Annotated in this window: 20 protein-coding genes; 2 read left to right on the top strand and 18 right to left on the bottom strand. The window is 71.7% G+C overall.

Features of this window, described 5'->3' with window-relative positions:
* Positions 1-5 precede the first annotated feature (5 nt).
* From ABZ434_RS11470 to ABZ434_RS11430, 9 genes are all read right to left on the bottom strand, one after another.
* The gene (locus ABZ434_RS11470) at positions 6-2351 is read right to left on the bottom strand and encodes a molybdopterin cofactor-binding domain-containing protein (protein WP_359134318.1); all 2346 of its coding nucleotides are present in this window, start codon (positions 2349-2351) and stop codon (positions 6-8) included.
* A complete protein-coding gene (locus tag ABZ434_RS11465; protein WP_359134316.1) occupies positions 2348-3838 on the bottom strand; it encodes a 2Fe-2S iron-sulfur cluster-binding protein in 1491 nt (496 codons plus the stop codon). The genes ABZ434_RS11470 and ABZ434_RS11465 overlap by 4 nt, the downstream gene beginning before the upstream one ends.
* Complete coding sequence (locus ABZ434_RS11460; RefSeq protein WP_359134314.1) at positions 3835-4731, bottom strand: FAD binding domain-containing protein; 897 nt, start codon at positions 4729-4731, stop codon at positions 3835-3837. Before ABZ434_RS11460 ends, ABZ434_RS11465 begins: the two co-directional genes overlap by 4 nt.
* Positions 4732-5053: 322 nt before the next feature.
* The gene (locus ABZ434_RS11455) at positions 5054-6688 is read right to left on the bottom strand and encodes a beta-N-acetylhexosaminidase (protein ID WP_359134312.1); all 1635 of its coding nucleotides are present in this window, start codon (positions 6686-6688) and stop codon (positions 5054-5056) included.
* A gap of 4 nt (positions 6689-6692) precedes the next feature.
* Positions 6693-7541, bottom strand: a complete 849-nt coding sequence (locus tag ABZ434_RS11450; RefSeq protein ID WP_359134310.1) for a carbohydrate ABC transporter permease — start codon at positions 7539-7541, stop codon at positions 6693-6695.
* A complete protein-coding gene (locus ABZ434_RS11445) occupies positions 7538-8512 on the bottom strand; it encodes a sugar ABC transporter permease (protein WP_359134308.1) in 975 nt (324 codons plus the stop codon). The genes ABZ434_RS11450 and ABZ434_RS11445 overlap by 4 nt, the downstream gene beginning before the upstream one ends.
* 2 nt (positions 8513-8514) lie before the next feature.
* Positions 8515-9822 (bottom strand): extracellular solute-binding protein, encoded by a 1308-nt coding sequence (locus ABZ434_RS11440; RefSeq protein WP_359134306.1) that lies wholly within the window; start codon positions 9820-9822, stop codon positions 8515-8517.
* Positions 9823-10049: 227 nt separating this feature from the next.
* The gene (locus ABZ434_RS11435; protein WP_148018922.1) at positions 10050-10343 is read right to left on the bottom strand and encodes a DUF3039 domain-containing protein; all 294 of its coding nucleotides are present in this window, start codon (positions 10341-10343) and stop codon (positions 10050-10052) included.
* A 29-nt stretch (positions 10344-10372) separates the two neighbouring features.
* A complete protein-coding gene (locus ABZ434_RS11430) occupies positions 10373-10933 on the bottom strand; it encodes a YqgE/AlgH family protein (RefSeq protein ID WP_359134304.1) in 561 nt (186 codons plus the stop codon).
* A gap of 275 nt (positions 10934-11208) precedes the next feature.
* Here ABZ434_RS11430 and murA point away from each other — a divergent pair, with 275 nt between their 5' ends.
* A complete protein-coding gene (gene murA, locus ABZ434_RS11425; protein ID WP_359134302.1) occupies positions 11209-12549 on the top strand; it encodes a UDP-N-acetylglucosamine 1-carboxyvinyltransferase in 1341 nt (446 codons plus the stop codon).
* Between the two features lie 128 nt (positions 12550-12677).
* Here murA and ABZ434_RS11420 read toward each other — a convergent pair whose 3' ends face one another.
* The 6 genes from ABZ434_RS11420 to ABZ434_RS11395 form a co-directional block, all read right to left on the bottom strand.
* Positions 12678-12959, bottom strand: coding sequence for an HU family DNA-binding protein (locus ABZ434_RS11420; RefSeq protein WP_003968811.1), 282 nt, complete (start codon positions 12957-12959; stop codon positions 12678-12680).
* A gap of 343 nt (positions 12960-13302) precedes the next feature.
* Positions 13303-14736: an NAD-dependent malic enzyme gene (locus tag ABZ434_RS11415; RefSeq protein ID WP_359134300.1), complete on the bottom strand. Its 1434-nt coding sequence runs from the start codon at positions 14734-14736 to the stop codon at positions 13303-13305.
* Between the two features lie 414 nt (positions 14737-15150).
* Positions 15151-17529 carry a UvrD-helicase domain-containing protein gene (locus ABZ434_RS11410; RefSeq protein ID WP_359134298.1) on the bottom strand — a complete coding sequence of 793 codons (2379 nt, stop codon included), beginning with the start codon at positions 17527-17529 and terminating at the stop codon, positions 15151-15153.
* Between the two features lie 140 nt (positions 17530-17669).
* Complete coding sequence (locus tag ABZ434_RS11405; RefSeq protein ID WP_359134296.1) at positions 17670-18518, bottom strand: zf-HC2 domain-containing protein; 849 nt, start codon at positions 18516-18518, stop codon at positions 17670-17672.
* Positions 18515-19102 (bottom strand): sigma-70 family RNA polymerase sigma factor, encoded by a 588-nt coding sequence (locus ABZ434_RS11400; RefSeq protein ID WP_359134294.1) that lies wholly within the window; start codon positions 19100-19102, stop codon positions 18515-18517. The genes ABZ434_RS11405 and ABZ434_RS11400 overlap by 4 nt, the downstream gene beginning before the upstream one ends.
* An 88-nt stretch (positions 19103-19190) precedes the next feature.
* Positions 19191-19814, bottom strand: coding sequence for an ABATE domain-containing protein (locus ABZ434_RS11395; protein WP_359134564.1), 624 nt, complete (start codon positions 19812-19814; stop codon positions 19191-19193).
* Positions 19815-19927: 113 nt separating this feature from the next.
* Here ABZ434_RS11395 and ABZ434_RS11390 point away from each other — a divergent pair, with 113 nt between their 5' ends.
* Positions 19928-20482, top strand: coding sequence for a GNAT family N-acetyltransferase (locus tag ABZ434_RS11390; RefSeq protein ID WP_359134292.1), 555 nt, complete (start codon positions 19928-19930; stop codon positions 20480-20482).
* 124 nt (positions 20483-20606) lie between these two features.
* On the opposite strand, the gene ABZ434_RS11385 is transcribed toward ABZ434_RS11390, so the two are convergent.
* From ABZ434_RS11385 to ABZ434_RS11375, 3 genes are all read right to left on the bottom strand, one after another.
* On the bottom strand, positions 20607-21173 hold the full coding sequence (locus ABZ434_RS11385) for a GNAT family protein (RefSeq protein ID WP_359134290.1): 567 nt from the start codon (positions 21171-21173) through the stop codon (positions 20607-20609).
* A 51-nt stretch (positions 21174-21224) separates the two neighbouring features.
* Positions 21225-22367 carry a uroporphyrinogen-III synthase gene (locus tag ABZ434_RS11380; protein WP_359134289.1) on the bottom strand — a complete coding sequence of 381 codons (1143 nt, stop codon included), beginning with the start codon at positions 22365-22367 and terminating at the stop codon, positions 21225-21227.
* A 140-nt stretch (positions 22368-22507) separates the two neighbouring features.
* Positions 22508-23839, bottom strand: a complete 1332-nt coding sequence (locus ABZ434_RS11375) for a nitrate/nitrite transporter (protein ID WP_359134287.1) — start codon at positions 23837-23839, stop codon at positions 22508-22510.
* Positions 23840-23917 lie beyond the last annotated feature (78 nt).

The raw sequence follows: 23917 nt of genomic DNA, 5'->3' as shown, positions 1-23917 counted from the left end.
CGGGGTCAGGACTTGGGAGCGGCGACGGCTGCCTGCGGCCTGATCGGGAGCCGGTTGACCGGGCGGCCGGTGGCCGAGCGGACCGCCGCGGCCACCGCGGCCGGCGAGGTCACCACCGGGATCGCCGAGGCGGGCTTGGCGCCGAAGGGGGCCACCACGTCGCGTTCCTCGACGAGCTTGACGATGCGGATGTCCGGGGCGTCGAGTGCCGTGGGCAGGGCGTAGCCGGTCAGGTCGGGGTGGCGGACGATGCCGCGTGCGCTGCGGAGGTTCTCCGTCAGAGCGGCCCCGATGCCCTGCGTGACGCCCGCCTCGATCCGGGTCGCCAGCTGGGACGGGTTGAGGACCCGGCCGACGTCCTGGGCGACGGCCATCTCCACGACCCTGATCGAGCCGAGCTCGATGTCGACGTCCACCACCGCGCGGATCGCGCAGAACGCGAGGCCGACGAAGGCGTCGCCCTGGCCGGACTCGTCGAGCGGTTCGGTGGGGTGGGGGCGGCACTGGGCGGTGGCCCAGAGTTCCTTGCCGTCCATCGCCTCGGTCACGGTCGTGGAGAGCACCCCGTCGTACGAGGTGATCTTGCCGTCGGCGATCTGGAGCAGTTCGGTGGACATGCCGAACTTGTGGGCCAGCGGCTGGAGCAGCTGGGTGCGGACCATCTTCGCCGCGCGTTCGACCGCTCCGGCGGAGACCCAGGTGTGGCGGCCGTGCGTCGCCGGACCCGCGGGGGGCTGATCGGTGTCGACGGACGCGACGTGCACCTCTTCGATGCCGAGCGTCTCCTGCACGACCTGGCGGGCCAGTGTGGTGAAGCCCTGCCCCGTCTCGACCGCGGCGCAGATGACGGTGGCGACTCCGTCGTGGACGCGGACCGTGGCCGTGGAGACCTCGTCGGTTCCCTCGGCTCCGAGCATGTGGACCATGCCGAGTGCGTAACCGACCCCGCGCCGTACCGCGCCGGGTTCACCCGCGCCCTCGGGGCCGCCGGGCAGCAGCCAGTCGTCCTCCGGGGAGTCCTTGGGCAGCGAGGGGAGCGGGAAGTCCCGTACGGAACGCAGGAGCTCCGCGACCGGGGCGGGGCAGGTGACGGTCTGTCCGGTGGGCAGGATGTCGCCGGTGGACAGGACGTTGCGCATGCGCAGTTCGGCAGGTTCGATGCCGAGCTTGGCCGCCAGCTTGTCCATCTGGCCCTCGTAGGCGGCGCAGACCTGCATCGCCCCCTCGCCCCGCACATGGCCTGACGGGGGGTTGTTCGTGCGGACGGCCCAGCCCTCGATGAAGGCGTGCGGCACGACGTACGGACCGCAGGCGAAGGCGACCGCGGCGGCCAGGGACTCCGAGGAGGCGTCGGCGTAGGCCCCGGCGTCCAGGAGGATCTGGGCCTCGACCTTGACCAGGCGGCCCTCGGCGTCCGCGTGGTGGCGGTAGCGGAGCAGCGTGGGGTGGCGGTGCGCGTGGCCGAGGAAGGACTCCTCGCGGGTGGCGGCCAGTTTGACGGGGCAGCCGGTGCGCAGGGCGAGCAGGCCGAGCGGGAGCTGGAAGCCGGGGTCCTCGCGGTCGCCGGTGGCGCCGGGCACCCCGGTGACGACGACCTTCACGCGGTCCGGTTCGAGGCCGAAGCAGGCGGCGGCGAGGTCCCGGTCGGTGTGCGGGTCGGTGGAGGCGGTGTAGATCTCCACGCCGCCGTCGGGGCGGGGCACGGCGAGCCCGGCCTCGGCGCCGATCGGTGCCGGGTCCTGACGGCCGATGCGGTACAGCCCCTCGACGACGACCTCGCCGGTGATCTCCGGGTCGCCGTAGCGCAGCGGGATGTGGCGGATCAGGTTGCCGTCGGGGTGCAGCGGCTCGGCGGCGAAGGCCTTCTCCGGGTCGGTGACCGGTTCCAGCACCTCGTACTCGACGGTGATCGCGGCAGCGGCCAGCCGGGCGGTGTCCGGGTGGTCGGCGGCGACCGCGGCGATCGGCTCGCCGTGGTGGCGGACCAGGTCGGACGCGAAGACGGGGCGGTCGACGACGCGGCGGCCGTAGGACTTCTCGCCGGGGACGTCCTCGTGGGTGACGACCGCGCGCACGCCGGGCATCCCGATCGCGCCCGTGGTGTCGATGGACAGGATGCGGGCGTGCGGGTGCGGGGAGCGGAGCACGGCCGCCCAGAGCAGTCCCTCGGCCCACAGGTCGGCGGCGTACGGGAAGGTGCCCTCGGTCTTGGCGCGGGCGTCGGCGGGCGGCAGGGAGGCGCCGAGGCCGAGCAGCGGCTGCTCAGTGCCGGGGCCGTTCGGGCCGTCCAGCGACGGGATGCTGATCGCCGTGTGGGTGGCGCCCGTCGCGGTGGCCGCGTCGTTGGTCACGCCATGCCTCCGTCCTGCAGATGGGCCTGCACACTACCCGCGCCCGGCGCCGCCTGGTGCGGGATGCGGGCCTCGTCCGGCTCCGCGGATTCCTGTGCGGGTGCCGAGGCCGCTTCGGTGGCGGCCTCCCGGCCCGCGATGACCTCGTTCACGGCGTCGAGCACGCCGCGGTAGCCGGAGCAGCGGCAGAGGTTGCCGCAGAGCGCCTGGCGGGTCTCCAGCTCGCTGGGGGCGTGGTTGCCCTCCAGCAGGTCGTGCACGGTCATGGCCATGCCGGGGATGCAGAAGCCGCACTGGACGGCGCCGCAGTCCGCCAGGGCGCGCTGGACGTCGGACGGCTCGCCGTCGACGGCCAGGCCCTCGACCGTACGGACCTCGCTGCCCGCCGCCGTGGCCGCGGGGACCAGGCAGGAGGCGACGAGACGGCCGTCCACCTGGACGTTGCAGGCGCCGCACTCGCCCTGTGAGCAACCGTCCTTGGCACCGGCGAGGCCGAGGCGCTCGCGCAGTACGTAGAGCAGCGACTCGCCGATCCAGGCGTCGGTGACGGGCCGGTCGGCGCCGTTCACATGCAGCACGTAGGAGGCGGCCGGGTGTTCGCTGGGCAGGGCGGGCGGGGCCTCGGCGACTGCCGCGTCGTCCGGAGCCGCGTCGTCCGGGACCTCCTCGTCCGGGGCTGCCGCCTCGGGCGGGTCCGGGACGGTCTGCTGCGCGTCCTCGGGCGCGTCCGGCGTCCCCGGGGAATCGGCCGCGACGTCGTCGGCGACCGGGTCCGGGCCGGGCTCGGCCACGGGGTCGTCGCCCGGCGCCTCGGCCGCGGGCTCCGGCAGCGGGCCGAGGTCCGTCCCCAGCGCGGGGGTGTCCCCGGAGCCGGGCTGCGGCTCCTGCGTCGCCCACGGCGCGGGCGCACCGCCCGGCAGCGTGGCCGGCGGGGTGCGGTCCGCGTACCAGCCGGCCGCGAGCGCGGAGGCGGAGAACTCGCCGGACTCCTCCGGGAGCTCGCCGTCGGCGACCGGGATCGTCCACTGCCCGGTGTGACCGGACGCCTCGGTGGGGCCGCCGGATTCGGCGAAGTCCCACTGGCCGGTGGCGGCCGGGGTCCCGGTGTACTGCTCCGGGTACTCCTGCTCCGGGTACTCCTGGGGCGCCTGCGGACCTGGCTGCGGGTATCCGTACGGCGTCTGCTGCTGGTTCGGGTCCGGCCAGTGCACCGCGGCGGGCGAGGGCTCCGCACCGGAGCCCTGCTGGTCCTGCTGGTCCGGCGTCTGGACGACCCAGCTGCCGGTGGCCGCCGGGTCGAGACCGGCCGCGGGGGTCAGCGGAAGGATCATCGGCGGCACGTACCCCTGGCCGGGTGCGGCCAGCGGCACGTTCGCCAGGTCCTCGGGCGGCAGGTGGACGAAGGCGGTGGCCTCGGCGTCGTACTCGCCGCCCTGCGGGGTCGGCTCCCAGCCCCCGCGCCGGTCGGCGTGGTCCTCGTTGCTCATGACAGTGCCCTCCCCAGCGCGCGTCGGGCCAGCGCGGCGACGGTGCGCCGCAGGTGCAGTACGGCGGGGGGCAGCGGTGGCGCCTGACCCCCGTCGGCGGGTGGTGCCTGGTCCGGGATGCAGGCCGCGGCGACGTACTCGCCGAAGGCGGCCAGCGCGTCGGGGGCCAGGCCGCGTTCGCCGTCCCAGTCGATCAGTGAGGCGATCCAGCGCTCGGCCTCGAGCGGTCGCAACGGCATGGGCGCGATGGCGCCGACCGCGCAGCGCACTCCGCGCCTGGCCGGGTCGAGCACGATCGCGACGGATGCGGTGGCACGGCCGGGGCCGGTGCGTCCGGTCGCCTTGAGGAAGACCTGCGGGGCGTGCAGCAGAGGGACGCGGACGAAGCCGATCAGCTCGGCGGGCTCCAGCATCTCGCGGCCCGCCAGCAGGTGCGAGACCGGGATCTCACGGCGTGCACCGCCGGGGCCCGCGATGACGAGCTCGGCCTCCAGAGCGGCGAGCACCGGTAGCGCGTCGCCGGTCGGTGCGGCGGTCGCGATGTTGCCGCCGAGCGTTCCGGCGTTGCGGATCTGCGGCGGCCCGGCCGCGCGCGCGGACGCGGCGAGCGCGGGGATGAGGGCGGCGAAGTCGGGGCGCCCCATGCGTGCGTGGGTGAGACCGGCGCCCAGCAGGGCGTGGCCGTCCTGGTAGTGCCAGCCGCGGAGCTCGCTGATCCGGCCGAGGCCGACCAGTCCGGAGGGGCGCAGGAGCCCCTTGTTGACGGCCGCCATCAGGTCCGTGCCGCCTGCCACGGGGACGGCGGCGGGCATGGCGCCGAGTGCCGCCACGGCCTCGTCCAGCGAGGCAGGCAGCGTGACGGACTGCGTCGCCTGCGGTGCGTGCGTGGTCAACCCAGCTGCCCCTTCCCGGTGTCCCGGCTGTCCCGTCTGTTTCGCCGTACGGTACGTGCTCGAAGCCTGGACGTGGCAACTCTGGCACATCTTCGGACCGTCCCGACGCGAGGGTCCACGAAGGGTGTATCCGTCCCCGACCAGGGGAATGGTCCCGTTTCACACCTCTTCGGCGTAGAGCGTGAATTGCCACTGTTCAACGCGCTTGTACGACTTGTCCGCTCCTGCGGGCGACGGCTGCCGCGGGCGGAACTCCCCCGCGAACGGCGCCGCCACCACGGCCTCGGGGACGGTGGTGGCGGCAACCGGAGCGCGTCCGGACTCACACGTTCGGGGGTGTTCCCTCGATCGGCCGTCCGAGGACTCCGGGGCGCCGCTGCCACGGCAACGGACCGCCCGGCGGCCGGTAGCCGACGCCGAGCGCGTCAAGTCGCGCGTAGTGCGTGACCATTCGGCGCTCGAAGTCCGCGAAGTCCCGTTCCGCGGGGGCGGGCAGCGCCGACCAGGCGACCTCGGCGAAGGCCGCGAGGCGGGGGAAGACCTGGTAGTCGACGCGGTCCCGGTTCTGCATGACCTCGGTCCAGACGTTCGCCTGGGTGCCGAGGACATGACGGGCCGCCTCCTCGGAGAGGGCCGGCGGCACGGGTTCGAAACGGTAGACGTCCTCCAGCGTGCGGACGTACCCGATGGGCATCGGCTCGTCGGGGCCGCCGTGCTGACGGTGGTCCAGATACACCTGCTGCTCCGGGCACATCACGACGTCGTGCCCGGCCCGGGCCGCCGCGATGCCGCCCGCGTACCCGCGCCACGAGGAGACGGCCGCCCCCTCGGCCAGCCCGCCCTCCAGGATCTCGTCCCAGCCGATGAGCCGCCGCCCGCGCGCGGTGAGCCAGCTGTCGAAGTGCCGGATGAACCAGGACTGCAGCTCGTCCTCGCCGGCGAGACCGAGTTCCCCGATGCGGGCCTGGGCGGCCGGTGACTGCTTCCACTGGTCCTTGGGGCACTCGTCGCCACCGACGTGGACGAACGGCGACACGTCCGCGGGGAACAGCTCCAGCAGTTCCTCGAAGACGCCCTCGAAGAAGCGCAGGGTGTGGTCGGAGGGCGCGAGCACGTTCGGGTTGACACCCCAGTTGTCCCACACGGTCAGCGCGGCGGTGTCGACGACATCGGTGTTGCCCAGCTCCGGGTAGGCGCTGATGGCGGCCTGCGAGTGGCCCGGGATGTCGATCTCGGGGACGACCCGGATGTGCCGCTCGGCGGCGTACGCCACGATCTCGCGGATGTCGTCCTGCGTGTAGTAACCACCGTGCGGGGTCTCGTCCCAGAGCTCGGACGCCCGGTGCCCGTACTTCGTACGCGACCGCCACGCGCCCACCTCCGTCAGGCGCGGGTAGCGCTTGATCTCGACGCGCCAGCCCTGGTCGTCGGTGAGGTGGAAGTGGAAGACGTTCAGCTTGTGGGCGGCGAGGAGGTCGAGGTAGCGCAGGACGTCGTCCTTCGGCAGGAAGTGCCGTGCCACGTCGAGCATCAGGCCACGCCAGCCGAAGCGCGGCCGGTCCTCGATGTCCGTGAACCCGAGGGCGTGCGTGGTGGGGCCGCCGAGCGGTGCCCGGCGGAACGCGTGCGGCCCGAGCAGTTGGCGCAGCGTCTGCGCGCCCCAGAAGACCCCGGCGGGACTGCCGCCCGTGATCGCGAGGCTCTCGTCGGGCAGGGTGGTCAGCCGGTAGCCCTCGGGCGCCAAGGACGGGTCGATGCGCAGCCGTACGGCGCGCGCGTCCCCCTCCGCGCCCGGGGCGAGCGGGAGGCCGAAGGCGGCGCCGAGCGTGGCGCGCAGCCACCGTCCGGTGGTCTCGGTGCCCGACGCCGCGTCGATGGTGGTGGACGGATCCAGGAGGAACCCGCACCGCCCTTGGTCGCCGGCGCTCACGGGCGCCGGGATCAGTTCCATGTCCATGTCGTCAGTCCTTAACCGCTCCGCCCAGTCCCGAGACCAGGCGTCGCTGTACGAGTACGAAGAAGACCAGCACGGGAACGGTCATCACCGTCGAGGCTGCCATGATCCCTCCCCAGTCGTTCTCATCGGGTTTGAAGAAGACCAGCAGCGCCATCGGGAGCGTCGACTGGGAGGTGTCGCTGATGAGGAAGGACTTCGCGAACAGGAAGTCGTTCCAGGTCGAGATGAACGAGAAGACGCTGGTCGCCACCAGCCCGGGGAAGACCAGCGGGAAGAGGATCTGCCACAGGAAGCGGGTGCGGCTCGCCCCGTCGATGCAGGCGGCCTCCTCCAGGGCCTCCGGGACGGCCTTGACGAAACCGCGCAGCATCCAGATCGCGAACGGCAGCGAGAAGGCCAGGTGCGGCAGGATCAGCGATCCGAGCGTGTTCAGCTGGCCGAAGTCCCGCATCAGGAAGAACAGCGGGATCGTCAGCGCCTCGACCGGCACCATCTGCGCGACCAGGAACATGATCAGCAGCGTGGTCCGGAAGCGGAACCTGAACCGGGTCACCGCCGTCGCCGCCAGGAAGGCGACCAGCGCGGAGACCACGACGACCGTGCCGGCGACGAGCAGGCTGTTCAGGAAGTAGCGCCCGAAGTCCTGTTGCTGGAAGACCCGGCGGAAGGAGTCCAGGGACGGCGACAGCGTCCACGGGCGCGGGTGCGCGGACTGGACCTCGCCCGCCGGCTTGATGGCGGAGAGCACCATCCAGTACAGCGGGAAGGCGACGGCGGCGGCGATCAGCAGGGCCGCGGCCTCGGCGGCGAGCCGGCCGGGCCGGCGGACGCGCGACAGGGACAACAGGCTCACAGTTCCTCCCCCTGGCGCCGCACGAGGCGCAGATACACGAGCGTGACGGCCAGCAGGATCACCAGCATCACGACACCGATGGCCGAGCCGAGGCTGTACTGCGAGGACGCGAACGCCTTCTGGTACGCGTACACGTTGAGCACCAGGTTCTGACCGGCGATGCCGCCGCCGTTGGTCATGACGTAGATCTGGGTGAAGACCTTGAAGTCCCAGATGACCGACTGGATGGTGACGACGACCAGGATCGGCCTCAGCATCGGCGCCATGACCGACCGCCAGATCCGCCACTGCGAGGCCCCGTCCAGCGCGGCCGCCTCCAGTACCTCGGCGGGGATCGCCCTGATGCCCGCGTACACGGTCACCATCACGAACGGGAAGGAGCACCAGAGGACTTCGAGGAGCACCAGCGCGAAGGCGCTGTAGCGCCCGTACGTCCAGGAGTGGTCGCCGAGCCCGAGCACCCGGTTGACGGGCCCGAAGTCGGCGTCGAAGAGGAAGACCCAGACGGTCGAGCCGGTGATCGCAGGTGTTGCCCAGGCGCCGAGCGCGGCCGTCATCAGCGCCAGCCGCGGCACCGCCCGCACCCGGGTCAGCAGGACGGCCAGGGAGCAGCCGGTCAGCAGCGTGGCCAGCACACAGGCCGCGGCGAAGACCACCGTGGCCAGGAGCACCTGCCAGAACTGACTGTCGTGGAAGAGCGTCGCGTAGTTGCCGAAGCCCTGGAAGGTGGCCGGCTCACCCCCACTGACCTGGGCCTGGGTGTACTCCAGGAAGGAGATCAGGCCCAGTTGGTAGATCGGGTAGACCAGCAGCCCGCCGATCAGGACGAGCGCGGGCAGCAGGTAGAGCCAGGGGGTCCAGCCGGGCCGCCCGGCCGGTGAGGCCGCGCGGCGGCGCCGGAGCGGGCGGGGAGGGGGGCCGTCCGCTCCGGGTACGGGGGGCGCTTCGTACGCCGTACTGTTCGCCGTCATCGTCAGCCCGCGTCGGTGAACGCCGCGTCCATCTTCTTCGCCGCGTCGTCCGAGGCCTTCGCCACGTCCTTACGGCCGCTGACGATCTCCTGGAACATCGTCGGCAGGATCAGCGAGGAGTCGATCTGTCCCCAGGCCGGCGAGGCGGGGACGAACCTGGCCCCCGCGCCCAGCGTCCTGACGAACGGTTCGACGAACGGCTCCCGCTTCGCCGCCTCGGTCCGCACGTCCGTGTACGTCGGCAGGAAGCCCATCGAGTCGAACATCCTGGACTGCGTCGCCTTGCCGGTGAGCGCCTTCATGAGGTCGACGGCGAGGGTGCGGTGCCCGGTGCTCCTGAGCACACCGATGTTGTTCCCGCCGGCGAACGCCGGGGCCACGGAGCCCTCGGCCACGCCCGGCAGCGGCACGACGGCGTACTTGCCCTTGACCGCGCCCGCCTCGACCGCGGTGTGGCTGAAGTCGCCGCCGATGGCCATGGCGGCCTTGCCGGAGGCGAAGGCGGTGACGGTCGCGTTGCCGCCCATCGCGGCGCACTTGGCGGCCGGGCAGTTGGTGTCGCCGAAGAGCGAGGTGTAGGCCTCGATGCCCTTGCGCGCCTTCTCGCTGTTGATGGCCGCCTTGTACGCGCTCCCGCTCCCGTCGGCCAGTTCGCCGCCGTTGGCCCAGATGAACGGCATCGCGCCGTAGGTGTACGCGCCGCCGACCGCGAGCCCGTACAGGTCCGGCCTCTTCCTGTGGATCTTCTTCGCGGTGGATATCAGCTCGGCCTGGGACTTGGGCGTGCCGATGCCCAGCTCCTCGAACACGTCGGTGCGGTAGTACAGCGCCCGTACGCCGACGAAGAGCGGGGCCCCGTAGACCTTGCCGTCGACCGTCACGGACTGCCTGGCGGTCGGGTCGGTGTCCTTGGCCTCGTCCCAGGCCGCGAACTCCGCGCTCACGTCGGCCAGTCCGCCGTCCTTGACGTAGCCGGCGGTGTCCGTGTTCCCGTACTCGATGAGATCGGGTGCGCTCCCGGGGTCGTTGAACGCGGCCTTGACGCGCTGGGCGCGGGTCTCGACCGGGATGTACTCGATCTCGGCCTTCGCACCCTTGTGGGTCTTCGCGAATTCGGCGACCGCGGCGTCGACGACCTTCTCCTTGGGTTTGTTGCCGACCTCCTGGAAGAGCCAGACGCGCAGCGTGCCGGTCTTCTCGTCCCCCTTGGCGCCGGTGTCGGAGGTCTGCGGCGCACCGCAGGCGGTGGCAGTCAGGCCGGCCAGCACAAGCGCCGCGGCCGGGGCGGCGATTCGGGCAGAAAACTTCATCCGGGAACCCCTACCGGTAGGCGTTGCAACATGTGCAACGCGCGTTTCGTTCTGCACAACTTGCAGGAGGGTAGGTCCGGACCATGACGCCGACAAGTGGTCTCCACCACTCTGTGACCCGCGGACGCAGCCCGTGCAACGCCGGCGGTCCCGCACACGGAAGAGCCCCCGGGGCACGCTGCTGCGTGCCCCGGGGGCTCTTCCGGGCTGCTCCTGGTGGCGTGGGGCTACTTCTTGTCCTTGCCGCCCTTGCCCTTGTCCTTGTCGCCGCCGGCGCCCATGGACTCGTAGATCTCCTTGCACATGGGGCAGACCGGGTACTTCTTGGGGTCGCGCCCCGGTACCCAGACCTTGCCGCACAGCGCGACCACGGGGGTGCCCTCCAGGGCACTCGCCATGATCTTGTCCTTCTGGACGTAATGGGCGTAGCGCTCGTGGTCGCCGTCGCCGTTCGACACCTGAGGTGTCGGCTCCACGAGGGTTCCGGTGCCTGACCCGCGCTCGGGCTCAAGAGTGCTCATAACAGCCAAGCGTACTGAAAGCCCGGGCATCAGTTCAGCGAAGGGTCGTCCGGATACGTGGCGATCATGGCCAGTTCGCTGCGCTGGCGGCGCAGGACCGCCCGCCAGAGGCTTTCCGGGCGCGGCGAGGAGACGTCGCCCGGTTCCGACTCGACGACGTACCAGGCGCCCTCGGACAGCTCCGCCTCCAGCTGGCCGGGGCCCCAGCCCGCGTAGCCGGCGAAGATCCGCAGCGAGCCGAGGGCCGCGGCCAGCAGCTCCGGGGGCGCCTCCAGGTCCACCAGCCCGATCGCCCCGTACACCCGGCGCCAGCCGAGCGGGCCCTCGTCGCCGGGGATCACCGCCACCCCGAGCGCCGAATCGAGCGAGACGGGGCCGCCCTGGAAGACCACGTCCGGTTCCCCGGTCAGCTCCGCCCAGGACGCGAGGATGTCACCGACGCCGACCGGGGTCGGGCGGTTCAGGACCACGCCGAGCGAGCCCTCCTCGTCGTGGTCGAGGAGCAGCACCACCGCGCGGTCGAAATTCGGGTCCGCCAGGGCGGGTGCGGCCACGAGCAGTCGCCCTGTGAGCGAGGACACCTCGGTCATGGCAGAAATGATCCCGCATCTTCGGCCTTCGCGGGGGCCAAGTGACCCTCTCGTCGCGCACCGTGCCCGAGCGCAGCTCAGGGCGCACGGGTGCACGAGGAGCGCACGGCCCGGCCACCGATCCGGATGGTCACCCTCCGCAAGATTCGGGGAGCACAGCGTGTTGTGGCGGATTCATGACGTTCGTACACCCCCCGCTCTCTTACGGAAGGGGGGTGCCTGGCCATTACCCTTTCGATTGGCCCCCTGCCCGACCACTCCGGAACGCGAGATTCATGACCGGCACAGACGATGTCCTGCTTGTCCACGGCGGAACCCCGCTGGAGGGCGAGATCCGCGTCCGAGGCGCCAAGAACCTGGTGCCGAAGGCAATGGTCGCCGCGCTGCTCGGCAGCGGGCCCAGCCGGCTGCGCAACGTGCCCGACATCCGCGATGTGCGGGTGGTGCGCGGGCTGCTGCAGCTGCACGGCGTGACGGTCCGTCCGGGTGACGAACCGGGTGAGCTGATCCTCGACCCCACCCATGTCGAGAGTGCGAACGTCGCCGACATCGACGCCCACGCGGGCTCGTCGCGCATCCCGATCCTCTTCTGCGGCCCGCTGCTGCACCGGCTGGGCCACGCGTTCATCCCGGGGCTCGGCGGCTGCGACATCGGCGGACGGCCGATCGACTTCCACTTCGACGTGCTGCGCCAGTTCGGCGCGACGATCGAGAAGCGGGCGGACGGCCAGTACCTGGAAGCGCCGCAGCGGCTGCGCGGCACCAAGATCCGGCTGCCGTACCCCTCGGTCGGCTCCACCGAGCAGGTGCTGCTGACCGCGGTGCTCGCCGAGGGCGTCACCGAACTGTCCAACGCGGCCGTGGAGCCGGAGATCGAGGACCTCATCTGCGTACTGCAGAAGATGGGCGCGATCATCTCCATGGACACCGACCGGACCATCCGGATCACCGGTGTCGACCGGCTCGACGGTTACACCCACCGGGCGCTCCCGGACCGCCTGGAGGCCGCCTCCTGGGCTTCCGCGGCACTGGCGACCGAGGGCAACATCTACGTCCGCGGCGCCCAGCAGCGCTCGATGATGACGTTCCTGAACACCTTCCGCCGGGTCGGCGGCGCCTTCGAGATCGACGACGAGGGCATCCGCTTCTGGCACCCGGGCGGCGCGCTGAACGCCATCGCGCTGGAGACGGACGTGCACCCCGGCTTCCAGACCGACTGGCAGCAGCCGCTGGTCGTGGCGCTGACACAGGCCGCCGGCCTGTCGATCGTCCACGAGACGGTGTACGAGTCACGGCTCGGCTTCACCTCGGCGCTCAACCAGATGGGCGCACACATCCAGCTCTACCGCGAGTGCCTGGGCGGCAGCGACTGCCGCTTCGGCCAGCGCAACTTCCTGCACTCCGCGGTCGTCTCCGGGCCGACGAAGCTGCAGGGCGCGGATCTGGTCATCCCGGACCTGCGCGGCGGTTTCTCGTACCTGATCGCCGCCCTGGCGGCCCAGGGGACGTCCCGGGTGCACGGGATCGACCTGATCAACCGCGGCTACGAGAACTTCATGGAGAAGCTGGAGAAGCTCGGCGCGAAGGTGGAGCTGCCGGGCGGTTCGCTGGTCTGACGAGGTGTTCCCGGGGGCCCCGCGCCCCCGGGAACGCGCCTCAGGGCCCTGAACGGCGTTCTGCGGCCCGTACGCCGAAGGGCGGCCACCCTGGTCGGGGTGACCGCCCTTCGTCGTGCTCAGGGGCCTTACTTACCCTTGGCGGCTTCCTTGAGCTTCGAGCCCGCGGAGACCTTCACGCTGTAGCCGGCCGGGATGTTGATCGGGTCGCCGGTCTGCGGGTTACGAGCGGTGCGAGCGGCACGGTGGGTGCGCTCGAAGGTCAGGAAACCGGGGATGGTGACCTTCTCGTCGCCCTTGGCGACGATCTCACCGACGGTCTCGGCGAGCGCGGCCAGCACGGCGTCGGCGTCCTTGCGAGTCACCTCGGCGCGGTCGGCCAGGGCGGCCACCAGCTCACTGCGGTTCATGTTGTTACTCCCGTGTTCTTCTTGCCTGTGAGGCGTGAGATCGAAGCCGATGCTGCCAGGGCCCTCGGACAGTCCCCGGACCCGGGTCCGAATTTTGAGACCTTCGCGCCCCGTGGGGTCTCCCCCGGACGAAGTCCTTGGGAAAGCATCCTGCCCCCACCTGCGGCGGGAAAGCCAATCCGGCACCCTCCGGAGTCACACGAAAAGCACCACTGCCTCGTCGTGGTGACGTTCCGTCGACTCCCCAAAAGCGGTCCGCACCTGATGCGGGGCTCTGTGGGATGCGTCGCCCGCCCACCCTAAAGGGGCGTTTGGGGCGCCGCGACCCGCGACGCGCCGGACATCAGACGGACGTGGGGCCCGTCACAGCCGCGCCGGCCGCCTTGGCGGCGTCCCGGACCGCTCCCGCGACCGCTCCGGCGACCTTGTCGTTGAAGACCGAAGGGATGATGTAGTTCGCGTTCACCTCGTCCTCGGCCACGACGTCGGCGAGGGCGCGCGCGGCGGCGAGCATCATCTCCGTGTTGACGGTGCGGGACTGAGCGTCCAGCAGGCCGCGGAAGACGCCCGGGAAGACCAGGACGTTGTTGATCTGGTTGGGGAAGTCCGAACGGCCGGTCGCCACAACTGCCGCCGTCCGGCGAGCGATTGCCGGGTCGACCTCGGGGTCCGGGTTCGCAAGCGCGAACACGATCGCTCCGTCGGCCATGGCCGCGACGTCGTCGCCGTCCAGGACGTTCGGGGCGGAGACGCCGATGAAGACGTCGGCGCCCACGACGGCCTGCTTGAGCGTGCCGGTGACGGACTCCGGGTTGGTGTTGTCGGCGATCCAGCGCAGCGGCGAGTCGGCGTGTGCGGAGACCAGGTCCTCGCGGCCGGCGTGCACCACACCGTGGATGTCGGCGACGACCGCGTGCTTGACGCCCGCGGCGATGAGCAGTTTCAGAATGGCCGTGCCGGCCGCTCCGGCGCCGGACATGACGACCCGTACGTCCCCGATTCCCTTGCCCACCACGCGCAGGGCGTTGGTCAGGGAGGCCAGGACGACGATGGCGGTGCCGTGCTGGTCGTCGTGGAAGACGGGGATGTCGAGGGCCTCGCGCAGCCGTGCCTCGATCTCGAAGCAGCGCGGCGCGGAGATGTCCTCCAGGTTGATGCCCGCGAAGCCGGGGGCGATCGCCTTCACGATCTCGACGATCGCGTCGGTGTCCTGGGTGTCCAGGCAGATCGGCCAGGCGTCGATCCCCGCGAAGCGCTTGAAGAGGGCCGCCTTGCCCTCCATGACGGGGAGGGCGGCCATCGGGCCGATGTTGCCGAGGCCGAGCACCGCGGAGCCGTCCGTCACGACTGCGACGGAGTTGCGCTTGATGGTGAGGCGCCGGGCGTCCTCCGGGTTCTCGGCGATCGCCATGCAGACCCGGGCCACACCCGGGGTGTAGATCATCGAGAGGTCGTCACGGTTGCGGATGGGGTGCTTCGACGCCATCTCGATCTTGCCGCCGAGGTGCATCAGGAACGTACGGTCGGAGACCTTGCCGAGGACGACGCCCTCGATGTCCCGCAGACCTTCGACGATCTCGTCAGCGTGAGAGGTGGAGGAAGCGGCGATCGTGACGTCGATCCGCAGCTTCTCGTGGCCGGAAGCGGTCACGTCGAGGCCGGTGACCGAGCCACCGGAGGACTCCACGGCCGTGGTCAGCTGGGAGACCGCTGTGCCGCTCGCGGGCACCTCCAGCCTGACCGTCATCGAGTACGAGACGCTGGGCGCCGTTGCCATGGCCGAGTCCTTCGCTTTCCTTAGCTTCATTGCTACGCATGGCCGGAACTCTCGCCCCGGACACGCCTTCCGATATTCGCACCTACCGACGGGTAGCCGGTAATGACTGCCACGCTCCGGAAAGTGTTTTCCACCATACGAGATATGAGGCCCGCGACGGAACCCCCGCCGACCCCGTAAACAGAAACAGACCCACGCCACCGGAGGGTGACGCGGGTCTGTCTTCTTCAGTTGAGCGGCACCGACCCGCCATGCTCGCCTCGCGGCAAGTGGTCGCTCGAAGCGACGAAGGTTGGGCCCGGGGGCTTGGATCGAGCCGGTGCCGACTCCAGGCTAACAAACCCCCCGGAGAAGTGATTCCCCCAGCGCAGGTTGACCGAAAATTTGCTTCGGCGCCCCCTCGGACGGGGTCCGTCAGTCCCTGAGCAGGTCCGGCACACCGTCCTCGTCGGGCAGGTCCCGATCCCCCGAGACGACCGTGAGCTGCTGGGTGGCCCGCGTCAGCGCCACGTAGAGCACCCGCAGCCCCGCCGGGGACTCGTCCGCGATCTCCGCGGGCGAGACGACCACCGTGGCGTCGTACTCCAGGCCCTTCGCCTCCAGGCTGCCCAGCGCGACCACGCGCTCGCCGAGCTCCGCGAGCCAGCCGCGGGCCTGCGCCCGCCGGTTCATCGCGACGACGACGCCGACCGTGCCGTCCACCTCGCCGAGCAGCCGCCGGGCCTCGTCGCGCACGGTGCCGGCCAGATCGCCGTCCCGCACGGTCTCGAAGCGCGGCTTCACTCCCGTGGAGCGGACCGCGGCAGGGGACTCCATGCCCGGCATGGCGAGCGCCAGGACCTTGGCGGCCAGCTCGGCGATCTCCGCCGGGTTGCGGTAGTTGACGGTCAGCGTGAAGTTGCGGCGCGGGCGGCTGCCCAGCGCCTCGTCACGGGCCGCCGAGGCCTCGTCCGGATCGGACCAGGAGGACTGCGCCGGGTCGCCGACGATCGTCCAGGTGGCGTGCCGGCCTCGGCGGCCGACCATCCGCCACTGCATGGGCGTGAGGTCCTGTGCCTCGTCGACGATGACGTGCGCGTACTCGGTGCGCTCCGCAGCGAGCCGCTCGGCCCGCTCCCACTGGGTCTCCTCGCGCTGCGGCATCAGCTCCTCGAGACCGGTGAGCTGGTCCAGCGGATCGAACTCGCGCTTGCGCTTCGGCCGGTGCGGCGCCCCGAGCAGAGTCTGCAGCTCGTCGAGGATCGCCACGTCGTGGACCGACAGCGGACCGCGGCCCTCCGCGTCCAGGCGCTTCAGGGAGCGCGCGAGCCGGCGCACCTCGCCCTGGTTGAGGGTGCGGCGCGCCCAGCGGGCGAGCCGCTTCTCGTCGGCCATGGCGGCGAGCACCCCGCGCGGGGTGAGCTCCGGCCACCACGCGTTCAGGAACTCGATGAACGGCGTCTCGGTGGAGACGTCCTCGTCGAACGACGAGCGCAGTTCGGCCGCGAGCTCCTGGTCGGTGTAGCGGCCCCGGCCCGACGACCTGTTCCACAGGGCGTCGAGCAGCAGCTTGCGGGCGCGCGGGCGCAGCAGGTTGACGGGTGCCGTGCCGCTGAGGACGTTGTTGCGGATGCGCCGCAGTTCGTCCTCGTGCAGCTCGACCCGGGCGCCGAAGGCCACCACCCTGAGCCGGGTGGGGGTACCGGCGTCCTGGGGGGCCTGATCGGCCTCTCCGAAGGCCAGCTGCCCCTCCTGGGCCGCCGGCCGGGCCACGGGCTGTTCCAGCGCCCCGCGGGCCGCCTTGCGCAGTACGTGGAGCATCCGGGAGGAGCCCTTGATCCGTGCGACGGCCGGTTCGTCGTAAGTGGTGGCGCCCTCGGGGCCGGCCGCCTCGTCGGACAGCGAGCCGACCGCGCGGATCGCGACCTGGCCCTCCTCGCCGAGCGAGGGCAGCACACCTTCGGTGTACGCGACCAGCAGCGGCGTCGGCGAGACGACGAGGATGCCGCCCGCGTACCGCCGCCGGTCCTGGTAGAGCAGGTACGCGGCCCGGTGCAGGGCGACCGCGGTCTTGCCGGTGCCGGGACCGCCGGAGACCTCGGTGACCGAGGCGGCGGGGGCCCGGATCACCAGGTCCTGCTCGGCCTGGATGGAGGAGACGATGTCCCGCATGGTGTGGCTGCGGGCCTGTCCGAGCGCCGCCATCAGCGCGCCGTCCCCGATGACGGGGAGCGTGTCGCCGCCCAGGTACGCGGTCAGCTCGGGACGCATCAGGTCGTCCTCGACCCCGAGGACCCGGCGGCCCTTGGAGCGGATGACCCGGCGCCGTACGACCCGGCCCGGTTCCTTCGGCGTCGAGCGGTAGAACGGGGCGGCCGCCGGGGCGCGCCAGTCGATGACCAGCGGCGCGTAGTCGGAGTCGAGGACCCCGATCCGGCCGATGTGCAGCGTCTCGGCGATGTCGGCGGTGCTGTCCTCCCGTACGGCGTCGTCTGCCGGCTCGACGGAGGTGAAGGCGCCGTCCGGGCCGCGCTCACCGTCCTTGCCGAGCAGCAGGTCGATCCTCCCGAAGAGGAAGTCCTCGAACTCGTTGTTCAGCCGGTTGAGGTGGATTCCGGCACGGAACACCTGGGCGTCACGTTCGGCGAGCGCTCCCGGTGTACCCACCTGGCCGCGCTTGACGGCGTCCTTCATGAGAAATTCTGCCTCGTGGATCTTCTCCTCGAGGCGGTGGTAAACACGGTCGAGATGTTCCTGCTCGACACCGATTTCCCGGTCCCGCAACGAATCGACAGCGGCATCCTGCGCGGCCACCGAGGCCCCCTTCTGACGTGCATTGGGCAGCCGTCAACCCTATGCGAAGGGGGGCCGTAGCGCACCTGCCGCAGGCATCGATCTTGCGCGCGGCGATATCGATTGCGTGTCGGTGGCCCGGTGGGAGGTTCGGCCGGACCTCAGACGCCGACGCTCACCAGCCGTTCGCCGTCGAACGTACGGACCTCGAAGTGGTCGATGTCGGCCCGGTCCATGGCCGCCCCGCCGTGGACGTAGAGCGGGTACCTGGCGGTGGGGTGGGTGGAGTCCGCGATGCCGTACCCCCACTTCGGTACGGCCCAGGAGGTGACGACCTCCTCCTCGCCGGTCTTCGAGACGGCGACCAGCCGGCACTTCTGCGGGCCCTTCACGTTCTTCAGCTCCAGCACGGTGTGCGTGCCCCAGGCCTTCGGCTCCATGCCGACCGTGGCATCGACCGCGGTGACGGGGTCGGTCGCCTGCGCCTTCTCCTTCATGTGGTGGAAGAAGGCGTCCTCGGCGGGGCTGGTGGGGTGCGGGTCGGCCGCTTCGACGCTGCTCGTGCCGCTGCCGGTGGCCATCACGGCGGCCACCGGGCCGCCGATGATCAGTGCCGCTGCCGCCGCCACCAGATACCTTCCGCGCCGTGTGCGCCGGGCGCGCCTGGCCGCGACCTCGTCGACCAGGGTGTCGAGCATCCGGGGCGCGGGCGGTGTGGGGACGTGCGGGACCGGACGGGCGCCGGGCACGGCGGCCGGGGACTCGGCGAGCATCGCGAGCATCGGCTCCAGGCCGGAGAACTCGTCGAGGTGGGCGGCGCAGCGGGCACAGCGGGCCAGATGTGCCTCGAAGGCGGCGGTCTCGGCGTCGTCCAGGATGCCGAGGACGTAGGCGCCCGCCGCGTCGTGTCCGGCCTCGTCCGTGGGGCCGTCGGGGGGCGCGAAGGGCCCTGAGGGACCGGAGGGACCGGCCTGCCGGGGCCCGAAGGGCTCCCAATCGTGGTCGCTCATGCCGTGATCCCCCTCTCCTCGAGTGCGAGCTTCATCGAACGCAGTGCGTAGAAGACCCGGGAGCGCACCGTGCCACTGGGTATCCCGAGCACCTCGGCAGCCTCATTGACCGTACGGCCCTTGAAGTAGGTCTCGACCAATGCTTCCCGGTGGGCCGGGGTCAAATCTTCGAGCGCGTCCGAGAGCGTCATCAGCCACAGCGCCTTGTCGATCTCGTCCTCCGCGGGAATGACCTCCAGTGGCGACGGGTCGACCTCGTGCGGCCGGGCCTGCCGGCTTCGGTGGCCATCGATGACGATGCGCCGGGCGACCGTCACCAGCCAGGGCCGGACGGAACCGGTGGCCCTGTTGAGCGAACCGGCGTTCTTCCAGGCACGGATGAGCGTTTCCTGCACCACGTCCTCGGCGCGCTGTCGGTCGCCGGCGACGAGGCGCAGGACGTACGCGAGCAGAGGTCCGGCATGTTCGCGGTAGAGCGCCCGCATCAGCTCCTCGTCGGGGACGGCGGAGGTTGAGGCGGGCGGCCCACCGCGATGCCGGGCCCTGTGCGGACGGTCATCGGCCACGGCCGCATCCTTGCGCACCCGAACCTCCCGGTCGAGACCCTGTCGAGCTCCTTGGCCATCGATACGGGGATGCGGGGCGATCCATTCAACGCGTGTCCAAGTTTTTTTACGGGCCCGGGGCCTCGCGGTCGGCGCGGGCCCCCGCCGGTCCGGTGTGGCGCCGCCGGTGCCGGGCGACCCGTTCGCGGTTGCCGCAGACCTCGCTGGAGCACCAGCGCCTGCGCCGGCCGCGTGAGGTGTCCAGGTAGACGCGGCGGCAGTGGTCGCCCTCGCAGCGGCGCAGCCCGGCCAGGGCGACGGGGTCGGTGAGGAGTTCCACGGCGTCCCGTGCCACGGCCGCCAGCAGCGCGTCGCAGCCGGGCTCGGTGCTCAGGCCGCGCACCAGAGCCCCGTTACCGGCGCGCACGGCGCACGGGCCGGGCGGGGCGCCGGCGGCGAGCGCGTTGACGCACTCCAGGGCGCCGTCCGCCCCGCGCCCCCCGAGCTGCGCGGTCAGCAGTCGGTCCACGGCGCTCCTGAGCTGCCGGAACCGCACGAGCCAGTGGGCGTCCACGGTGTCGAGCCGGGTGCCCCGGGGTACGGCGCCGGCGGTCACCAGCCAGTCGGCGAGCCCTTCGGGCAGGTCCAGCGGGTCGGCGGCTCCCGGGGTCGCGGCCCCCGTCGCGACCAGGTCCAGGCAGAGCCGCCCGGAGTCGAACCGCCAGTCGTACGAGCCCTTGCGCGTCGCCATGCGCATGCCACCGCCTCGGGTCCGGTCGCCGTCCCCACCAGAGTGCCCCCCGCGGCTCCCGGCCGTAACCCCTGCCGCGCGGGCCGCGACAACTCCCCTCATACGATGAGCCGATGAACGAGCAGCTGCGCGACGACCGGCTCCGGACCGGTTCCCTGGTGCTCCGCCCCTGGCTGCCGGGCGACGTCACGGTCCTGCTGGACGCGTACCGCGACCCGGCGATACGGGCCGGTTCGCGTGCCCCGGTGGCGGACGAGGCGGCGGCGGAGCGCTGGCTGAGGGACCAGGCGGAGGGGCGGGAGTCCGGACTGCGCCACAGCTTCGCGGTGGTGGACACGGCGCTCGGGGCCGGGCCGGTCGGGAACGTCGTCCTCGTGCGGTCCGGCCCCTGCCCGGGTGCGGGCGAGGTCGGCTACTGGACGGCGGCGCCCGCCCGCGGCCGCGGCATCGCCCCGCAAGCCCTGGAAGCGCTCACGGCCTGGGCGTTCACGGTGTTCGCCGGGGACGGCCTCGTCACGCTGGACCTGCTGCACCAGGTGGACAACGAGGCGTCGTGCCGGGTGGCGGAGAAGGCCGGTTACGGCCTCGTGGAGGTACTGCCCGCGCGCCCGCCCTGGCCGCGGGAGGGCCACCGCCACACGCGCCGGACAGCCGTCCCCGGACGCTGACCGGAGAAGGCCGGTTACGGCCTCGTGGAGGTACTGCTCGCGCGCCCGCCCTGGCCGCGGGAGGGCCACCGCCACACGCGGCGGGCAGCCGTCCCCGAACGCTGATGCCGAGGCCGGGGCGCCGTCAGGCTCCGGTCACCGCTCCGTGGTGCAGGAGGCGCTGGAAGAGCCGGTGGTCACGCCATGCGCCGTCGATGTGGAGGTAGCCCGGGGCCAGGCCGATCTGTTCGAAGCCGCACTTGACGAGCACGCGCTGCGACGCCAGGTTGTACGGCAGCGTCCCGGCCTCGATCCGGTGCAACCGGAGCTCGTCCCTGGCCAGGTCGCAGATGAGCCGCACCGCCGCCGTGGCCAGCCCGCGGCCCGCGAAGTCCACGTCCACCCAGTATCCGAGGGCGGCGCTGCGAAACGGCCCGCGCACCACGCCGTTGAGGGTGAACGCACCGATCGCGCGGTCCTGCCCGTCGCAGAGCACCCATGGCATGGCACGCCCCGCGTCACGGTCCGCCAGCGCGCCGGCCAGCCGCTCGCGCTGCCCCTCCTCGGTGTAGAAGGCGTCGGGCCGCACCGGCTCCCAGGGCCGCATGTAGGTACGGCTGCGGCTCAGCGACTCGGCGAGGGAGCCGGCGTCCGTGAGAGCCGCGGAACGCAGCCGCACCTCCGCGTCGACCCGGTGGCTTTCCGTACTCATCTCCCCACCGTAGGCGCGGGTCGCGGCAGCCGCACAGGGTTTCCGCGGCCCTCAGGAGTCGGCGTACTTGGCGTCGGACGCAGGGTCCAGGGCCAGCCGGTAACCGCGCTTGACGACCGTCTGGATCAGCCTGGGCACCCCGAGGGCGGTGCGCAGCCGGGCCATCGCCGTCTCCACCGCGTGCTCGTCCGTACCGCTGCCGGGAAGGGCGCGCAGCAGGTCGGCGCGGGCCACCACCCAGCCCGGCCTGCGGGCCAGGGTGTGCAGCAGGGCCATGCCTGCGGGCGGCACCGCGCGCAGTTCGTCGTCGACCATGACGGCGTGGCCACGGATCTCGACACGGTGGCCGGCGATCGGCAGGGTCCGGGCCCGGGAGGGCAGTTCGCGGCAGATCAACTGGACGAGCGGGCCGAGCCGGAATCGTTCGGGCTGGGCGGTGTCGATGCCGCGGTCCTGCAACGGGAGTGCGGTGACCGGTCCGACGCAGGCCGAGAGGACGCTGCCCTGCAGAGCGGTTGTCAGCTCCGTCAGCAGGCCCCGTTCCTCGGCGCGGCGCAGCAGGGAGACCGCCGCCGGGGCGCTGGTGAAGGTGAGCGCGTCCAGGCCGCCCGCCACGGTGATGTCGATGAGCCGGTCGAGGGGGGCGATGTCCTCGGGCGGCATCCAGCGGTAGACGGGGACGCCGACGACCTCGCCGCCGGCCGCGCGGAGCGACTCCACGAAGCCGGGGAGGGGCTCGCCGTGCAACTGGAGGGCGATGCGGCGGCCCTCGACGCCCTCCTCCAGGAGCCGCTCCAGCACCTCCGCCATGGATTCGGACGCGGGCGACCAGGTCTCGGTCAGCCCGGCGGCGCGGACCGCTCCCTTGACCTTGGGTCCGCGGGCCAGCAGTTCGACCCCGCGCAGGGTGTCCAGCAGCTGTTCGCCGATGCCCCAGCCGTCGGCGGCCTCGATCCAGCCGCGGAAGCCGATGGCCGTGGTCGCGAGGACCACGTCGGGGACGACGTCGATGAGTTCCTTGGTGGCGGCGAGCAGTTCGCTGTCGTCGGCGAGCGGCACGATCCGCAGGGCGGGCGCGTGCACCACGGTGGCGCCCCGCCGCCTCAGCAGGGTGGCGAGCTCGTCCGCCCGGCGCGCGGCGGTGACACCGACCGTGAAGCCCGCGAGGGGCCCGTGCTGTTCGTCGTCGTGCATATGGTCTACCCGGCTCTCGTCCCGCTGCTGCTCAATGGTGCGGAGGTCCGAGCCTGCCAACGAAGCGTGACAGGCTCGGTTCACCCATATTTCCCGCCCGTTACGTCACCCGACATCGAGAGGTCCCCGGGTCGTCGTCCTCACACTTCGGCGTAGCTGAGCTGGGGCTTCGCCGGAACGGCCTCGGTACGGCGAAGGTATACCGCCCAGGTGAGCACGAAGCACACTCCGTAGAAGGCGAGGAAGGACCAGAAGGCCGCCGTTCCGGTGCCCGAGGTCTGGAAGGACTGCCGGAACGCGAGGTTGATGGCGAGCCCGCCGAGTGCGCCCACCGCGCCGATGAGCCCCATCGCCGCGCCGGACAGCCGCCGTCCCTGGGCCGCAGCCTCCTCGCCGCGCAGCCCCTGGGCGATCGCCTTGGCGTGGAAGATGCCCGGGATCATCTTGAACGTCGATCCGTTGCCGAGCCCCGTGAGGACGAACAGGGCGGTGAAGCCGATGAGGAACACGGTGAGCGATTCGATGCCGGAGGCGTATACGACGACGCCGGTCGCCGCGGCCATGGCCGCGTAGTTCGCCAGCGTGATCCGGGCGCCTCCGTACCGGTCGGCCAGCCAGCCGCCGGCCGGCCTGATGAGCGAGCCCAGCAGCGGGCCGACGAAGGTGAGCGAGGCGGCCTGCAGCGGGGTCCGGCCGAACTGGGTCTGCAGGACGAGTCCGAAGGCGAAGCTGTAGCCGATGAAGGAGCCGAAGGTGCCGATGTAGAGCACCGCCATGATCCAGGTGTGCGGGTCGCGCACGGCGTCCTTCGCGGCCCCGGTGTCGTTCTGCACGGGTGCCAGGTTGTCCATGAAGTGCGCGGCGCACAGAGCGGCGACGATGATCAGCGGAATGTACGCGCCGAGCACGATCCGCGGGTGCATGGCGCCCGCGGTCCCGATCACGAGCAATCCGGCGAGTTGCACGACGGGCACCCCGATGTTGCCGCCTCCGGCGTTCAGTCCGAGCGCCCAGCCCTTCTTGCGCAGCGGGAAGAAGGCGTTGATGTTCGTCATCGAGGAGGCGAAGTTGCCGCCGCCGATGCCGGTCAGCGCGGCCACGGCCACGAACGTGCCGTACGAGGTCCCCGGCTCCATCACGACGAAGGCGGCGATCGTCGGGACCAGCAGGGTGAACGCGCTGAACACGGTCCAGTTCCGGCCGCCGAACCGGGCGACGGCGAAGGTGTACGGAACCCGTACCAGGGCCCCGACCAGCGTCGCGGTGGAGATCAGGAAGAACTTACCGGCCGGGTCCACCCCGTACTCCGGCCCCATGAACAGGACCATCACCGACCACAGGGTCCAGATGGAGAACCCGATGTGTTCGGAGAGTACGGAGAACCAGAGGTTCCGGCGGGCGATCCGCTCGCCCTTCTCCCGCCAGAACGTCTCGTCCTCGGGTTCCCAGTGCTCGATCCAACGGCCAGCCATCACGCGCCTCCACGGGTGGTCGGGGTGTTGTCCCCGACGCTATGCAGCGCGCGTTTCCGTGTGGTGCCGTGAGGTGAC

Source organism: Streptomyces sp. NPDC005761, from assembly GCF_040630635.1.
Lineage (GTDB): Bacteria > Actinomycetota > Actinomycetes > Streptomycetales > Streptomycetaceae > Streptomyces.
The sequence above is the reverse complement of the archived record's forward strand: the minus strand, read 5'-3'. Positions and strand labels throughout refer to the sequence as shown.

Coding starts and splice junctions, on each gene's coding strand:
- ABZ434_RS11465 (WP_359134316.1), bottom strand. CDS start 3,838: ATGAGCAACGAGGACCACGCCGACCGGCGCGGGGGCTGGGAGCCGACC.
- ABZ434_RS11455 (WP_359134312.1), bottom strand. CDS start 6,688: ATGGACATGGAACTGATCCCGGCGCCCGTGAGCGCCGGCGACCAAGGG.
- ABZ434_RS11445 (WP_359134308.1), bottom strand. CDS start 8,512: ATGACGGCGAACAGTACGGCGTACGAAGCGCCCCCCGTACCCGGAGCG.
- ABZ434_RS11440 (WP_359134306.1), bottom strand. CDS start 9,822: ATGAAGTTTTCTGCCCGAATCGCCGCCCCGGCCGCGGCGCTTGTGCTG.
- ABZ434_RS11435 (WP_148018922.1), bottom strand. CDS start 10,343: ATGAGCACTCTTGAGCCCGAGCGCGGGTCAGGCACCGGAACCCTCGTG.
- ABZ434_RS11430 (WP_359134304.1), bottom strand. CDS start 10,933: ATGACCGAGGTGTCCTCGCTCACAGGGCGACTGCTCGTGGCCGCACCC.
- murA (WP_359134302.1), top strand. CDS start 11,209: ATGACCGGCACAGACGATGTCCTGCTTGTCCACGGCGGAACCCCGCTG.
- ABZ434_RS11420 (WP_003968811.1), bottom strand. CDS start 12,959: ATGAACCGCAGTGAGCTGGTGGCCGCCCTGGCCGACCGCGCCGAGGTG.
- ABZ434_RS11415 (WP_359134300.1), bottom strand. CDS start 14,736: ATGGCAACGGCGCCCAGCGTCTCGTACTCGATGACGGTCAGGCTGGAG.
- ABZ434_RS11405 (WP_359134296.1), bottom strand. CDS start 18,518: ATGAGCGACCACGATTGGGAGCCCTTCGGGCCCCGGCAGGCCGGTCCC.
- ABZ434_RS11395 (WP_359134564.1), bottom strand. CDS start 19,814: ATGGCGACGCGCAAGGGCTCGTACGACTGGCGGTTCGACTCCGGGCGG.
- ABZ434_RS11390 (WP_359134292.1), top strand. CDS start 19,928: ATGAACGAGCAGCTGCGCGACGACCGGCTCCGGACCGGTTCCCTGGTG.
- ABZ434_RS11385 (WP_359134290.1), bottom strand. CDS start 21,173: ATGAGTACGGAAAGCCACCGGGTCGACGCGGAGGTGCGGCTGCGTTCC.
- ABZ434_RS11380 (WP_359134289.1), bottom strand. CDS start 22,367: ATGCACGACGACGAACAGCACGGGCCCCTCGCGGGCTTCACGGTCGGT.
- ABZ434_RS11375 (WP_359134287.1), bottom strand. CDS start 23,839: ATGGCTGGCCGTTGGATCGAGCACTGGGAACCCGAGGACGAGACGTTC.